Source organism: Vibrio sp. 704, from assembly GCF_033339295.1.
In genome coordinates this window covers 45,924-59,530 of sequence record NZ_JAWOUH010000010.1, presented here as the reverse complement: position 1 = coordinate 59,530, position 13,607 = coordinate 45,924, and the positions used below count along the sequence as shown (strand labels likewise).

The following is a 13,607-nucleotide window of genomic DNA, read 5'->3' as shown; positions in this document are numbered from 1 at the left end:
TAATTATGCATATTTCTGAGCAAGAGCAGCGAAAGCATCACCTCTTGCCATAAAGTTGTCGAATTGATCAAAGCTAGCACATGCAGGAGACAGCATCACCATATCACCTGGTTTTAACTGCGAAGATACTTGTTGAATCACATCTTCCATAGTGTCGAAACGTATTGCAGATTCATGCAGTGGCATAAATTCATCGCCATCAGCGCCAAAGCAACACAGTTGCAAGTTAAGCGTCGCGAAGATCGGTTTTAATGGCGAGAAGTCAGCACCTTTGCCAACACCACCAACGAGTAAGTAGAGCTTGCCTGTCGATTCCAAACCAGATAGCGCAGCCATAGTGCTGGCAATATTAGTTGCTTTAGAGTCATTCACCCATTTGACGCCTTGATTATCCGCAACCACCTGGCATCGGTGTGTCAGTCCTGTGTAATTTTTAAGTGCATTCAATGCTTTGTGATAGTTTACGTCCGCAGCTTTTAATAGCGCTAAAGCAACCAGAGCGTTAGATAAGTTGTGCTTACCAACCAACTTAAGCTCATCACTTGCGACAACTCGTTGACCGTGATCGAGCAGCCAAGTACGGTTGCCATCCACCTCGAGACCAAAGTCCTGATTGTCGCTGCCAAATGTCACCAATGGCATCTCTGCGTCTGGGAAGGTTTCTTGATCATCACGGTTCACGACTGCAAGAGCAGCATGGTTAAAAATACGCAACTTAGCTTGTCGATAGTCAGACATGCCTTGATAACGATCCATATGATCTTCAGAAAGATTCAGAAACGCAGCGGCTTTGAGCTTTAAGCTTGACGTCGTTTCTAACTGGAAGCTCGAGAGTTCGAGTACATATAGGTCTGCGTCTTGTTCTAACAAATCCAGTGCAGGCACACCGATGTTACCACCAACGCCAACATCCAAACCTGCAGCCTCAGCCATCACACCTGTGAGGTCGGTTACTGTGCTCTTACCGTTTGAGCCCGTAATCGCAATCACCGGTTTCTGCACCGCCCAAGCGAATAACTCGATATCACCTACTACGGCCGTACCTTTTGCTAATACGGCTTGGATCTCTGGTGTCGCTAGCGCAATACCAGGGTTGGTCACGATAAGATCCGCGTCAGAAAGCCAGTCTGTATTCCAACCACCACTATGCAGTTGAACACTTTCCGGCAAGCGCTCTGCACCTGGAGGGTTTACACGAGTATCAATGACTTTGACCACAAGTTGTGGCTGATTTTTTCTTAGGTGTTTAACGACAGAGAGCCCGGTAATACCGAGCCCTACGACGACAACACTATGTATGTTTTGCCAACGTTCCATATTTGATCACACTGTAAATCTTGTTCTTGGAAAGCGCGATTAACGCACTTTCAATGTCGCAAGACCAATCAGAACAAGAACCATAGAAATAATCCAGAAGCGCACGATTACGCGAGGTTCTGGCCAACCTTTCAATTCGTAGTGGTGGTGAATTGGTGCCATACGGAAAATGCGCTGACCACGTAATTTGTAAGAACCTACCTGCAGGATGACTGATAGCGTTTCCATTACAAATACGCCACCCATGATCACCAACACCAACTCTTGACGAACTAGAACAGCAATGGTGCCCAATGCACCGCCAAGCGCTAGTGAGCCCACATCGCCCATGAACACTTGTGCTGGGTACGTGTTAAACCACAAGAAACCAAGGCCTGCACCTACGATTGCTGTACATACGACAACTAACTCAGAAGCATGTGGTAAGTATGGTATATGAAGGTATTCAGAGAAGTTAACGTTACCGGTCGCCCATGCAATAACCGCGAAGCCTGCTGCAACAAGAACCGTTGGCATGATTGCCAAACCGTCTAGACCATCAGTCAGGTTGACCGCGTTACTTGTACCTACAATGACAAAGTAAGTCAGAATGATATACATCAAACCAAGCTGCGGCATGATGTCTTTAAAGAATGGCACCACTAGCTGAGTTGCTGCTGTGTCTTTACCGTAAGCATACAATGCGAAAGCGACGACAAACGCGATCAACGACTGCCAGAAGTACTTCCAACGCGCGATCAAGCCATCGGTATTTTTGCGTACCACTTTACGATAATCATCAACAAATCCGACCGCACCGTAGCCAAGTAAGACTGTCAGTACCGCCCATACGTAAGGGTTGGATAAGTCTGTCCATAGCAAAATCGTGATTGAGATGGCCGCTAAGATCATGATACCGCCCATTGTTGGGGTACCACGCTTACTAAAGTGAGATTCAGGACCTTCGTTACGCACTACCTGACCAATTTGCAGCATTTGCAAACGCTTGATCATGATTGGTCCCATCCATAATGACAGACCTAGAGCGGTTAATACGCTTAGGATTGCTCGAAAAGACAAGTATTCAAACAATCGGAAAAAAGACAGGTATGGCTGTAGCAGCTCGGCAAGCCAAATAATCATTAATAATACTCCTTCAAAGCAGCAGCGACTTCAAACATACGTGCACCGTTCGCTCCTTTCACCAATATCGTATGGTTTTCAGGAACGGCTTGGTCTAGATGCTGCTTGATGTATTCAATCATCTCTTGGTGCGTCTCAAAATGAATGCCTTGGCAAAGATCACTGATCACCTTGGCGTCTGCACCATATGTGAGAACATGTTCAAATTTTTGTGGGGCAGCATGTTCCCCGACTTGACGATGAAGTGCAAGACTTTCCTCGCCCAATTCCGCCATATTACCTAAAATCAGCCAGCGTTGACCTGGGAAAGCGGCCAATAAATCAACTGCCGCTTTCATGGCTGGCACGCTCGCGTTGTAGCTGTCGTCAATCAATTTTATCTTTTCGCTCAGCGCTTCAACCTCGACGCGACCTTTCACTTTGTTCAAATGTTTAAGGCCAGCTCGAACCTCTTCTAATGTGGCGCCCATTTGTAACGCAATAATAGAAGCAGCGATGGCATTCGCAACGTTGTGTTGACCTATAATACCCAGAGACAGTTCAATTTCTTGTGAGCTTGCTGCGATATGTAAGTCAAAGCTTGCTTCACCTGCGGCGTTCAATACGATGTTAGAAGCGAAGAAGTCTGCATCAGTATTACTTTGTGAAAAAGTAATGACTTTCTTATCTGCTAACACTTCATCCCACTTGGCTTCACCATTGCTGTCTAGGTTAACAATCGCAATACCACCAGCTGAAAGGCCTTGGTAGATTTCACCTTTGGCTTGTTTCACGCCATCGATAGAACCAAAGCCTTCAAGGTGAGCGGCTGCTACATTGTTCACTAACGCGATATCTGGTTTTACTAACTGAGTCGTGTAAGCAATTTCACCTATATGGTTAGCACCAAGCTCAATCACGGCATAATCATCATCCTGCTGTGAGCGTAATAATGTCAACGGAACACCAATATCATTATTGAAGTTACCCGCCGTGAATAGCACTTTGCCTTTCAATTGCAGGATACTCGCAACCATTTCTTTTACGGTCGTTTTACCGCAACTTCCGGTGATCGCAACGGTAGGTGTTTGGCATGCTTGATGCACCCAAGAAGCAAATTCACCCAATGCAAGTTTGGTATCCGACACCACAATTTGCGGCACATTCACATCTAAGCGTTTTTCCACGAGTAAAGCACCGGCACCTGCATCTACCGCTTGTTGGCAAAAGTTGTGCGCATCAAAGCGCTCCCCTACTAACGCCACAAATAGAGCCCCACGCTCAATCGCTCGTGTATCAGTAGAAACCGCGTCGATAAGTAGATCGTCGCCGAATCGCTCGCCACGTGTGATGTCTGCAATTTGAGATAACGTTACTTTGATCATGAGGTCAATCCTAAAAGTTGCATTGCGGACTCGCGGTCGGAGTAATGAATCGTTTCGCCATTACGAATCTGATAATCTTCATGACCCTTCCCAGCTAACAAGATAATGTCGTTTGGCGAAGCATTTTCAATGGCATAAGACAGTGCTTTGAAGCGGTCATGCTGAACAATCGCTTCAGCAGGTTTTGACAGCCCAGCTAACATGTCTTTCACAATCTGAACCGGGTCTTCGCTGCGTGGGTTATCGTCAGTCAACACCACTCTGTCGCCTAGACGCTCTGCAATTTCCGCCATCATTGGGCGCTTACCTGCATCGCGATCGCCACCGCAGCCAAAAATAGCCCACAGCTGGCCTTCACAATGAACTCGTAAAGCTTGCAGCGCTTTTTCTAAAGCATCAGGAGTATGGGCATAATCAACCACGACTTTGGCACGATCCTCAGTTTGGAATAACTCCATTCGGCCGAGTACAGGTTGCAGTTGACCTGCGGTTTCGAGTAACGCTTGTTTCTCTTTACCTAAGCTTAATAAGGTCGCAAAAGCGAGCATTAAGTTGGTTGCATTAAACTCACCAATCAATGGCGCGTGCAATTCACCTGAGCCAAATTTACCATCGAACTTAATAGTAATCCCTGACTCCGCGTAACTGACTTCCGTCGCCCAAATTGCGCTTTCAAATTCAGTGTTCGGTTTGAGCGAAACAGCGACCGCATTACTTAACTGCGACGCCCATTGATGACCTACTTCATCATCAACATTGATAATGGCACGTTCACATTGGTGTTGCGTGAACAACCCAAGCTTTGCATTGGCATACTCTTCCATCGTGCCATGGTAATCAAGATGGTCACGACTTAAGTTAGTAAACACGCCCGCCGCAAATGATAATGCTTTGACACGACCTTGCGTCAGGCCATGGGAAGATACTTCTAGCGCGGTGTATGTGGCTTGTTGATTTGCGAGAGAGGAGAGCGTTTTCTGAATTTCAACGGCATTCCCCGTTGTATTCGCAGCTTGTTGCAAGTTATTGAGGAAGCCATTTCCTGTTGTTCCCATTACCGCCGCTTTATGGTCAAGCAGTTCTAGCCATTGCGCTATTAACTGGGTAATGGTGGTTTTGCCGTTGGTGCCGGTGACACCAATCAAATCCATATCAGGGTAAGCATAAAGCTTTCCAGCAATTGCGGATAAACGTTGGTCCAACCTATCAATGTAAATGACGGGAACATCATCAATGATTTCCACCGTACCATGTGTTTTGACATCGCAGGCTTGCGCCAGGGCTGCATTTGCACCTTGCTCAATTGCAGAGGCAATGAATTTACGCCCATCCACAACATGGCCAATCACTGCTACAAACGTGGTTCCAGGTTGAACTCTTCGGCTGTCGAGCTCCAATTCAGAAACAAGAACGGACGATAAGCTAGGGCAATCCACCCAAGGGGAAAGCAGCACGTCCATACTGATGGCTTTAGTCATATTTGTTCTCCGAGCTTTGGCTCAGGTTTTCTTAATTTTGTTTGCTCAGTAAACCACAGGGCTTACTGTTGGAATTTGTTTTCGTCAGGTGCAACATTGAGTATTTGTAGCGCGCCTTTCATGATTTCAGAGAAGACAGGAGACGCTACCGAGCCACCATAGTAGTCATCGCCTTGAGGCTCGTTTACGATCACTACTAAAGCAATTCGCGGATCGCTAACCGGAGCAAGCCCAGCCGTGTAGGTGATGTACTCGTCGCTGTACCCACCGGCAGAAGCTTTACGTGATGTACCCGTTTTCGCTCCTACTCGATAACCAGGAACTGCCGCTCTGCGAGCCGAGCCCCCTTTTTGAGTTACGGTTTCCAACATGTCTAATACTTGACGCGCATACTTCGCACTCACCACTTGACGTGACATGTCATGATCATTGCTTTCAATAATATGAATAGGCTCGTATTTGCCAAGGTTTCCAAGCGTCGCATAAGCATGGGCTAGCTGGATTGGTGTAATTGATAGACCGTAACCAAACGCAATCGTGGCGCGTTCAATTGGCGACCAACGAGTTCGTGTAGGAAAAATACCCGTCACTTCCCCAACTAGGTTTAGGCCAGAAAGCTCACCAAAACCCACTGAACTGTACATCCCAAGAAGCGCCTCTACCGGCATTTGCATTGCTAGCTTCGTCACACCGATATTACTCGACTTTTTAAGGATCGTGGTCAAGCTCGCTTTGCCTACGCGAGAGACATCTCTGACTCGACTACCACCTAAACGTAGGACACCATTACCGGTATCTACGATGGTATCTTTATCGGCTATCCCATTTTCTAAGGCGGCTAAAATAACGAAAGGCTTAATGGTCGAACCAGGCTCCATTGAGTCCGTGATCACTCGGTTACGCATTTGATAGCTTTGCCAATCGCTACGATTGTTAGGGTTGTAAGAAGGAGCATTAACCATGGCCAATACGGCGCCCGTTTTTACATCCAACATGACAACGGAACCTGAAGTGGCGCGGTGGTCCGCAACGGCTTGCTTAATCGCACGATACGCAATCGCCTGTAGGCGCTGATCGATGGTTAACTGAAGTGATTTACCTTCTTGCTTGTCTTGCCAAGCAATGTTTTCCACAACACGACCATAACGGTCTTTACGAATAGTTTTCTTACCCGCCGCGCCAGTGAGCCACTCATCGTAGCTACGCTCCACACCTTCTAGGCCATGCCCGTCAATGCCTGTTACACCGACTAAGTGAGCACTAACCTCACCTGCAGGATAATAACGACGAGATTCCGACTTAAGGCCAACACCTGGCAGCTTTAGCTCACGAATATAGTTCGCCATGGCCGGACTGACCTGGCGCTGCAAGTAGATAAAGCGGCGTTTTTCATTGCGCTTGATTTTGTCTATTAACCCTTGTCGGTCAATACCAAGAACATCCGCTAATGCATGCCAACTTTTGGTCTGGCTTAACGCGTTTTCTTTAAATATAGTGGCAGGATCTGCCCAAACCGCCTCAACCGGTACACTGACAGCAAGCGGCTCACCATTTCGATCCGAAATAATACCGCGAGCAGAAGGAATGGATTTAACACGAACCGAACGTAGGTCACCTTGTTTAATAAGGTTATCTGGCTCAATGATTTGGATGTAGGCTACGCGTGCCACCAAAAGGGCAAATGCACAAAAAACAAAAAACAGTAATAGATGGAAGCGCCAACGAATCAAGAAAGATTCTTCGACCGCCACTTTCACTGCTTTGTTATCGGTTTTCTTATCCCCCGTAGCCGCTTTCTCTTTTGCTACAGGTTTACGCTTATTGGCTTGTTTCGTGTTGGATTTTTTTCTAATCATTTGAGCGTGACAACCACTTCTTTATCGCCATCAGGTCGTTTCATTTCAAGTTCTTTTTTGGCAAGGTCTTGAACACGACTGTGTTCCGCGAGGGCAGTTTCTTCCAACATTAAGTTACGCCATTCGCTATCTAATCGTTCTCGTTCAACCAACGTATGGTCTTTCTCGGTAATCGCTTGACGCGCATGGTGGGTAGCAAATACCACTCCCATTGCCGATGCCACGATCAATAGCAACAACAGTAATGGCCAGCGACCAACAGTGAGGAGATCTGTTGCAATCAACTTAGCAAGATTAGGAGTGGATTTCGTCATAATAATTAAAGCTTTTCCGCAATTCTTAACACAGAGCTGCGCGAGCGAGGGTTCATTTCAATTTCTTGTTTGCTTGGCTTAATCGCTTTGCTCACCGCTTTCATATTCGCACTACCAAGAGCACGAATTTGCTCTTCCGTCATTGGAATACCGTATGGCACTTCAGGCCCTTTGCTCTCTTTACGGATAAAACGTTTGACCATACGGTCTTCCAGAGAGTGAAAGCTAATCACAGATAAACGGCCTTCAGGAGCCAGAATGCTCGCCGCGCCTTTAAGTGCCGTATCAATTTCTTCTAACTCACTGTTGATGTAAATACGAAAAGCCTGGAAAGCACGAGTCGCAGGGTGTTTTTTCTCTTTAAAACTTTTCGGTGCGGCATCTGAAATCAATTTTGCCAGCTGACCAGTGCGAACCATTGGCTCATTTTCTTCGTCTTCACGGTAGGCAACAATCGCTTTTGCAATACGGCGCGCATGTTTATCTTCCCCAAACTCGCGAATGACCCAAGTGATATCATCGAGGTCTGCTTCCATCAACCATTGAGATACTGGAACACCTGATGTCGGGTCCATACGCATATCTAGCGGACCGTCTTTCATAAAGCTAAAGCCACGCTCTGCGTCGTCTAACTGAGGAGAAGAAACGCCTAAATCCAGCAGAACACCATCCACTTTTCCAACTAGCCCATACTCTTCAGCATACTCAGCAATACCAGAAAATGGACCATGAATAATGGTGAAGCGAGGGTCATTGATTTTGCCTGCCTCAGCGATCGCTTGAGGGTCACGGTCGATACTGTACAGTCGGCCATTTTCACCGAGTTTAGATAGAATTGTCCGGCTGTGACCGCCACGGCCAAATGTTCCATCAATATAGACGCCGTCTGGTTTGATAGCTAAGCCATCAATGGATTCATTTAATAACACGGAAATATGTTGGAAGGTTTCGGTCATAGCTTTCTCGTTGAATGATCTTGAAGCGATTCTTTAGTGTACTGATTTCCTACATCATCGCCACCACAAGTCTAAAGTTAGACGTGATTTACGCCAAGTTTATTGGTAATGACATAGTTTGCGTCAATTAAATGCAAAAAACCCATCACTACCGAAGTAGAGATGGGTCTCGAATAGGTGGAGCCGACACATAAGCCGGGTTCTGTTCCGCTTGCGCGGCGGTAGCCATTCGTCTAGGCCAGCAATCACTCACTGGCTCGAGCAACCTACCCGCCTCCTTACGCGAGCAACGCAATGTGGAGGCCTATTTGGTCTTGCTTCAGGTGGAGTTTACCCTGCTACGAACTATTGCTAGTCGTCCGGTGCGCTCTTACCGCACCCTTTCACCCTTACCTGTACCCTTACGGGCCATCGGCGGTCTTCTCTCTGCTGCACTTGTCGTAGGCTTGCGCCCCCCAGGCGTTACCTGGCACCTTGCTCTATGAAGCCCGGACTTTCCTCCCCTTTGTCAGTCTCCCGAAGGACGTCAACGTCAGTCTCCCAAAGGGACTTCGACGTCAGTCTCCCGAAGGACATCAACAAAGCAGCGACTACCCAGTCAGCTCCGAGGGCGGATTGTATAGAGTTCTCACTTCAGAGTCTAGTTAGATCACAGATATGATGAAATGAATGCACTAAGTGATGATTTTTTAGTCAACGTGCCAAAAATAGATAATAAAAAGGCCGATGCCTAAACATCAGCCCTCATTGACCATTTATCTCGCTAGTGGCACTTAGTCTAAGTTTTCTAAGCCCCATTTATATAACGCATTCTTCTTCAAGTTATGTATTTCTGCCACCAAAGCAGCTGCTTTTTTCAAAGGCAGCTCTTTGGTCAAAATGCCTAACGTGCGTAAAGCATCTTCAGGTAGTGAGTCGTCTGTTGTTTCACGATGGCCATGTACCAACAATACCATTTCACCACGCTGTTGGTTATCGTCACTTTTCACCCATTCAATCAGCTCACCTAACGGCATGCCTTGAATGGTTTCAAAGGTTTTTGTTAGCTCTCTTGCCAACACAACTTCTCTATCTGGGCCAAGAACGTCTAACATGTCTTGTAGAGAGTCTAAAATACGGTGCGGTGACTCGTAAAAAATACACGTACGCTCTACCGAAGCAATCTCTAGGAATTTATCCTTACGACCTTTGCTTTTCGGTGGTAAAAAACCTTCGAAGCTAAAGCGATCCGATGGCAAGCCAGAGGCACTTAACGCCGTAATGACCGCACAAGCACCTGGAAGAGGCACAACTCTAACGCCCGCTTGACGACATTTTGTCACCAAATGGTATCCTGGGTCGCTGATAAGTGGCGTACCAGCGTCAGAAACTAATGCGATAGACTGACCGGAAAGCAGCTTTTCTACCAAAACTTGTGCTTTTTGCTGCTCATTGTGGTCATGTAGAGCAAAAGTTTTGGTTTGAATATTGAAGTGAGACAGTAATTTGCCCGTATGTCGAGTATCCTCAGCGGCAATGATGTCCACAGTCGACAGAATTTCGATAGCACGTTGGGTGATATCCGCTAAATTTCCGATTGGAGTCGGTACGATATAGAGAGTTGGCCCCTCATTCGGCAACTTATTTTTATCTGTCATTTGTTTACCATCACTTCAACGATTAATATAGAGACAATTTTGTACAAAATTATAGAGAACTCACGGCAATGATTAACCATAAGAGACTCAGTGTACCACGCATACTTACTCCTGTTGCACTAGCAATTACGCTCGCCGCCTGTTCTTCAGGTCCAAGACAGCCTGATGGCGTTGATGTAACACTTGAGCCTACTCAGTCTGTTCAGAACTATATGATCCAAGCTGATAGCACGGAAGGCAGTTTACAAAATGACTGGTTGATCATGGCAACCAAAGCCGCGATTCAAGCAAACCAGTTTGATCAAGCAGAAATGTTGATCAAGCGCCTGGCTCGTCAACAGTTAACCGAAGTTCAGCAAGCAGAGTGGCAACTAGCGCGTGCGACCATACAGCAAAAACAGGGTAATTACTCTCAGTTGCTGCAATTGTTGAATTTTAAACCTTGGTGGAAGTTGCCAAATGAGCAATGGAAAGACTATTACTTGATGCGTGCCGACGCTTATCAAGGTCTTAACCAAGCGTTTGAGGCAAACCGCCAACTGGTTGCATTTGGCCAATATGCATCGTCCGCGGAGCAGAGAGAGATTTCTAGCCGTATTTGGATGAACTTTGGCAGCTACTCCGAGTACGAACTGACCTCATTAGAAACAGAGCCAAATGAAGATGTTTTGGATGGTTGGCTACAACTCGCTATTTATGCGAAAACGCTGTCGGGCAACTTATCCCAACTAAAAAATACCCTAGAACGCTGGTTAAACGAGAACCCATCGCACCCAGCCGCTATCTACACACCAGAAGAGATTCAAAACATTCTCTCTCTAGACATCGTTAAACCAAACAACACCGCTTTGTTACTGCCGCTTACTGGTAAATTCTCGCCACAAGCGCAATTAATTCGTGATGGTTTTGTGTTTGCGATGATGAATGATCGTAACCGTGATCCAAGCGCTACCCTCACGGTAATAGACACTAATGCGTATAACGCCGACCAAATTAAACAACGTTTGATCAATGAAAACATCGATTTTGTTGTTGGTCCTCTAGAAAAAGAGAACGTTGAGCTATTGCACACAACCATGGATGGCTCAGAAAATGGTCCTACGATTCCAGCCCTTGCGCTAAATATTCCCGAAGATGTGCAACCAGATAGCAATATTTGCTACTTGGCATTATCACCGGAACAAGAAGCCGCACAAGCAGCGAAACACTTGTTCAGCGAAGGCTATAACTTCCCTCTGATTCTGGCACCAAAGGGCAGCTTTGGTGAACGTGTAACTGAAGCGTTCAACAAAGAGTGGCGCAAGTACAGCTCTAATAAAGTCGCAGCAAGTTATTTTGGTGACAAGCGCCAACTTCAAAAAGACATCAATGAAGTATTTGGTCTGCAAGAAAGCAAACAACGTATTGCTCAGATGCAATCACTAATGCGTATCAAGCTTGAAACACAGCCACGTAGCCGTCGTGATGTCGATGCGGTTTATATTGTTGCTAGAAGCACGGAACTGACTTTGATTAAGCCGTTTATTGAGGTAGCGATTAATCCAGACGCCAAAGCGCCACAAATTTTCTCTAGCTCGCGTAGCAACAGTGGCGGCGCGACTTACGAAGATCTAACAGGCATCATCTACAGCGATATTCCATTGCTGATTGACCCAGACCCTAGCGTGACCGCTGAAATGAACGAGTTGTGGTCAGAGCAATCTAACATGGAAAAACGTTTGAAAGCACTGGGTATGGATGCGTATAAATTGATTGGGGAGCTGCCACAAATGAAGGTCGTTCCGGGCTACTCAGTTGGCGGCCAAACCGGTATTTTAAGTATCGACAATAATTGTGTTGTACAGCGTGAGCTAAGCTGGGCTGAGCGTGGGGCTCTTTAGCAAGCGCCAAATCGGAAATCAATATGAAGCTCTGGCGAAGCAGTATTTACAACGCCAGGGCTTAAACTTTATTGAACAAAATTTTCTGACTAAGGTCGGTGAGATTGATTTAATCTTCCAACAAGGTGAAACTATTGTGTTTGTTGAAGTCAAATACCGTAAGAACAATCACTTTGGCTCGGCAGCAGAAATGGTGACGCACGCTAAAATGCGCAAGCTAGTCAAAACCGCACAAGTTTGGCTTAGCCAACAAAAGCGCTTAAAACACAATATCGATTATCGATTTGATGTCATCGCCATTCATGATAATGGTCGAGATATCAACTGGATAGAAAACGCAATCTCTGAAGGATAAGCGATGCTAGACAGCATTAAAGACAGCTTTACAGAAAGTATTCAAATTCAAATCGCAGCAGCAGAGGCGCTGCCTGATGCCATTACTCATGCAGCTCAAGCGATGGTGTCGAGCCTGCTTAATGGCAATAAAATTTTATGTTGTGGTAATGGCGGCAGTGCTTCAAACGCTCAACAATTTGTTTCTTGTCTTTTAAACCGTTTTGAAACTGAGCGCCCTAGCCTACCAGCAATGGCCTTAACCGCCGATAATACCACCCTAACCGCAGTGGCCAACGATTACCACTACCAGGAAATCTTCTCAAAACAGGTACGAGCGTTTGGTCAACCAGGCGACATTTTGCTTGCCATGTCGACTAGCGGTAACAGTAAAAATATTATCAAAGCGATGGAAGCAGCCGTAACTCGAGACATGACGATTATCGCGCTAACAGGAAAAGATGGCGGAGAGATGGCAGGACTGCTCGGTGAGAACGACGTCGAAATTCGTATTCCATCACACCGCACTGCACGTATTCACGAAGTACATATGGTAACACTCCATTGCCTTTGTGATCTTATTGACCAGGTGCTTTTCCCTGCTCACGAAGAGTAACCAAGACTGAGAGTCAGAATTATGATACGTAGCCTTGTTATCTTATTAACAGCATTGAGTTTAAGTGGTTGCGCAGGTTTGTTTATCGCAGGTGCAGCAACCACAGCGAATATTGTCACGGACACACGCACGACAAAACAAATCTGGCAGGACAATAACATTGAATTCGAAGTTGCGGCGATCGGCAATAAAGCACCGTTTAAAGGTGAAGTACGTGTCGTTGCCAGTTCATATAATGGGACTGTAGTCCTTATGGGACAAGCTCCGACACAAGACCTTATCCTTGCTTTAGAGCGAAGGGCTCGAGAAGTTAGTGGTGTAAAAGTCATACACAATCAAATCAAACAAAAAGAGCCACTCACTGTTACCCAGATTAGCAATGACAGCTGGATCACAACCAAAGTAAAGTCAGCTTTGCTTACTGATTCTGAGCTTAATGGTGTTAAGGTTAAAGTGATCACCGAAGATGGCGACGTTTTTCTGTTTGGTTATGTCACGCCAGAGCAAGGCGATCGAGCGACAGAAATCGCGCGTAATATCTCAGGCGTAAAACAAGTCATTAAAGGGTTCCAATACGGCGAAATGGAGCCTGTTGAAGTAGACTTACCGAGTGACGGTGTACAAACAATAGAAAGTGAGGCAAGTACAGAAAGTGAAGAGAACGTCGAAGTCTTTACGATTAGTGAGTAATTTCCAAAGTCTGGCTTGAAATCATCTTCAACAAGTTAAAAAGA

General features: G+C 46.1%; 12 protein-coding genes and 1 other RNA gene. 4 read left to right on the top strand and 9 right to left on the bottom strand.

The genetic code is table 11. The annotated features are described in order from the left end of the window. Positions 1 to 3 precede the first annotated feature (3 nt). The 9 genes from murD to rsmI form a co-directional block, all read right to left on the bottom strand. Positions 4 to 1,317 carry a UDP-N-acetylmuramoyl-L-alanine--D-glutamate ligase gene (murD, locus tag R7R24_RS14680; protein WP_053306876.1) on the bottom strand — a complete coding sequence of 438 codons (1,314 nt, stop codon included), beginning with the start codon at positions 1,315 to 1,317 and terminating at the stop codon, positions 4 to 6. A 39-nt stretch (positions 1,318 to 1,356) separates the two neighbouring features. Further along, positions 1,357 to 2,439, bottom strand: a complete 1,083-nt coding sequence (gene mraY, locus R7R24_RS14675; protein WP_005372931.1) for a phospho-N-acetylmuramoyl-pentapeptide-transferase — start codon at positions 2,437 to 2,439, stop codon at positions 1,357 to 1,359. Next, entirely contained in the window at positions 2,439 to 3,803 is a 1,365-nt protein-coding gene (locus R7R24_RS14670) for a UDP-N-acetylmuramoyl-tripeptide--D-alanyl-D-alanine ligase (protein ID WP_054574276.1), read from the bottom strand. Before R7R24_RS14670 ends, mraY begins: the two co-directional genes overlap by 1 nt. Beyond that, a complete protein-coding gene (murE, locus tag R7R24_RS14665) occupies positions 3,800 to 5,281 on the bottom strand; it encodes a UDP-N-acetylmuramoyl-L-alanyl-D-glutamate--2,6-diaminopimelate ligase (RefSeq protein ID WP_054578500.1) in 1,482 nt (493 codons plus the stop codon). The genes R7R24_RS14670 and murE overlap by 4 nt, the downstream gene beginning before the upstream one ends. 62 nt (positions 5,282 to 5,343) lie before the next feature. Beyond that, positions 5,344 to 7,137: a penicillin-binding transpeptidase domain-containing protein gene (locus R7R24_RS14660; protein WP_155486339.1), complete on the bottom strand. Its 1,794-nt coding sequence runs from the start codon at positions 7,135 to 7,137 to the stop codon at positions 5,344 to 5,346. After that, the gene (gene ftsL / locus R7R24_RS14655; protein WP_005372920.1) at positions 7,134 to 7,451 is read right to left on the bottom strand and encodes a cell division protein FtsL; all 318 of its coding nucleotides are present in this window, start codon (positions 7,449 to 7,451) and stop codon (positions 7,134 to 7,136) included. Before ftsL ends, R7R24_RS14660 begins: the two co-directional genes overlap by 4 nt. A 5-nt stretch (positions 7,452 to 7,456) precedes the next feature. Next, positions 7,457 to 8,407 carry a 16S rRNA (cytosine(1402)-N(4))-methyltransferase RsmH gene (gene rsmH, locus R7R24_RS14650; RefSeq protein ID WP_054578499.1) on the bottom strand — a complete coding sequence of 317 codons (951 nt, stop codon included), beginning with the start codon at positions 8,405 to 8,407 and terminating at the stop codon, positions 7,457 to 7,459. 175 nt (positions 8,408 to 8,582) lie between these two features. Beyond that, an RNA gene (gene rnpB, locus R7R24_RS14645) (RNase P RNA component class A) lies at positions 8,583 to 9,013 on the bottom strand. Positions 9,014 to 9,180: 167 nt separating this feature from the next. Continuing rightward, positions 9,181 to 10,044, bottom strand: a complete 864-nt coding sequence (gene rsmI / locus R7R24_RS14640) for a 16S rRNA (cytidine(1402)-2'-O)-methyltransferase (protein ID WP_005372907.1) — start codon at positions 10,042 to 10,044, stop codon at positions 9,181 to 9,183. 68 nt (positions 10,045 to 10,112) lie between these two features. Here rsmI and R7R24_RS14635 point away from each other — a divergent pair, with 68 nt between their 5' ends. From R7R24_RS14635 to R7R24_RS14620, 4 genes are read left to right on the top strand one after another with little or no spacing between them, the layout of a single operon-like run. Then, a complete protein-coding gene (locus R7R24_RS14635; protein ID WP_005372905.1) occupies positions 10,113 to 11,924 on the top strand; it encodes a penicillin-binding protein activator in 1,812 nt (603 codons plus the stop codon). Beyond that, a complete protein-coding gene (locus R7R24_RS14630) occupies positions 11,911 to 12,279 on the top strand; it encodes a YraN family protein (RefSeq protein WP_005372903.1) in 369 nt (122 codons plus the stop codon). Before R7R24_RS14635 ends, R7R24_RS14630 begins: the two co-directional genes overlap by 14 nt. 3 nt (positions 12,280 to 12,282) lie before the next feature. Then, positions 12,283 to 12,873: a phosphoheptose isomerase gene (locus R7R24_RS14625; RefSeq protein WP_005372901.1), complete on the top strand. Its 591-nt coding sequence runs from the start codon at positions 12,283 to 12,285 to the stop codon at positions 12,871 to 12,873. Positions 12,874 to 12,894: 21 nt separating this feature from the next. After that, complete coding sequence (locus tag R7R24_RS14620) at positions 12,895 to 13,563, top strand: BON domain-containing protein (RefSeq protein WP_017633609.1); 669 nt, start codon at positions 12,895 to 12,897, stop codon at positions 13,561 to 13,563. Positions 13,564 to 13,607: the final 44 nt, after the last annotated feature.

Excerpts from the sequence above, each read along its gene's own strand:
- R7R24_RS14660 (WP_155486339.1), bottom strand. The coding sequence starts at position 7,137 with ATGATTAGAAAAAAATCCAACACGAAACAAGCCAATAAGCGTAAACCT.
- R7R24_RS14670 (WP_054574276.1), bottom strand. The coding sequence starts at position 3,803 with ATGATCAAAGTAACGTTATCTCAAATTGCAGACATCACACGTGGCGAG.
- rsmH (WP_054578499.1), bottom strand. The coding sequence starts at position 8,407 with ATGACCGAAACCTTCCAACATATTTCCGTGTTATTAAATGAATCCATT.
- R7R24_RS14620 (WP_017633609.1), top strand. The coding sequence starts at position 12,895 with ATGATACGTAGCCTTGTTATCTTATTAACAGCATTGAGTTTAAGTGGT.
- mraY (WP_005372931.1), bottom strand. The coding sequence starts at position 2,439 with ATGATTATTTGGCTTGCCGAGCTGCTACAGCCATACCTGTCTTTTTTC.
- murD (WP_053306876.1), bottom strand. The coding sequence starts at position 1,317 with ATGGAACGTTGGCAAAACATACATAGTGTTGTCGTCGTAGGGCTCGGT.
- R7R24_RS14625 (WP_005372901.1), top strand. The coding sequence starts at position 12,283 with ATGCTAGACAGCATTAAAGACAGCTTTACAGAAAGTATTCAAATTCAA.
- ftsL (WP_005372920.1), bottom strand. The coding sequence starts at position 7,451 with ATGACGAAATCCACTCCTAATCTTGCTAAGTTGATTGCAACAGATCTC.
- R7R24_RS14635 (WP_005372905.1), top strand. The coding sequence starts at position 10,113 with ATGATTAACCATAAGAGACTCAGTGTACCACGCATACTTACTCCTGTT.
- murE (WP_054578500.1), bottom strand. The coding sequence starts at position 5,281 with ATGACTAAAGCCATCAGTATGGACGTGCTGCTTTCCCCTTGGGTGGAT.
- rsmI (WP_005372907.1), bottom strand. The coding sequence starts at position 10,044 with ATGACAGATAAAAATAAGTTGCCGAATGAGGGGCCAACTCTCTATATC.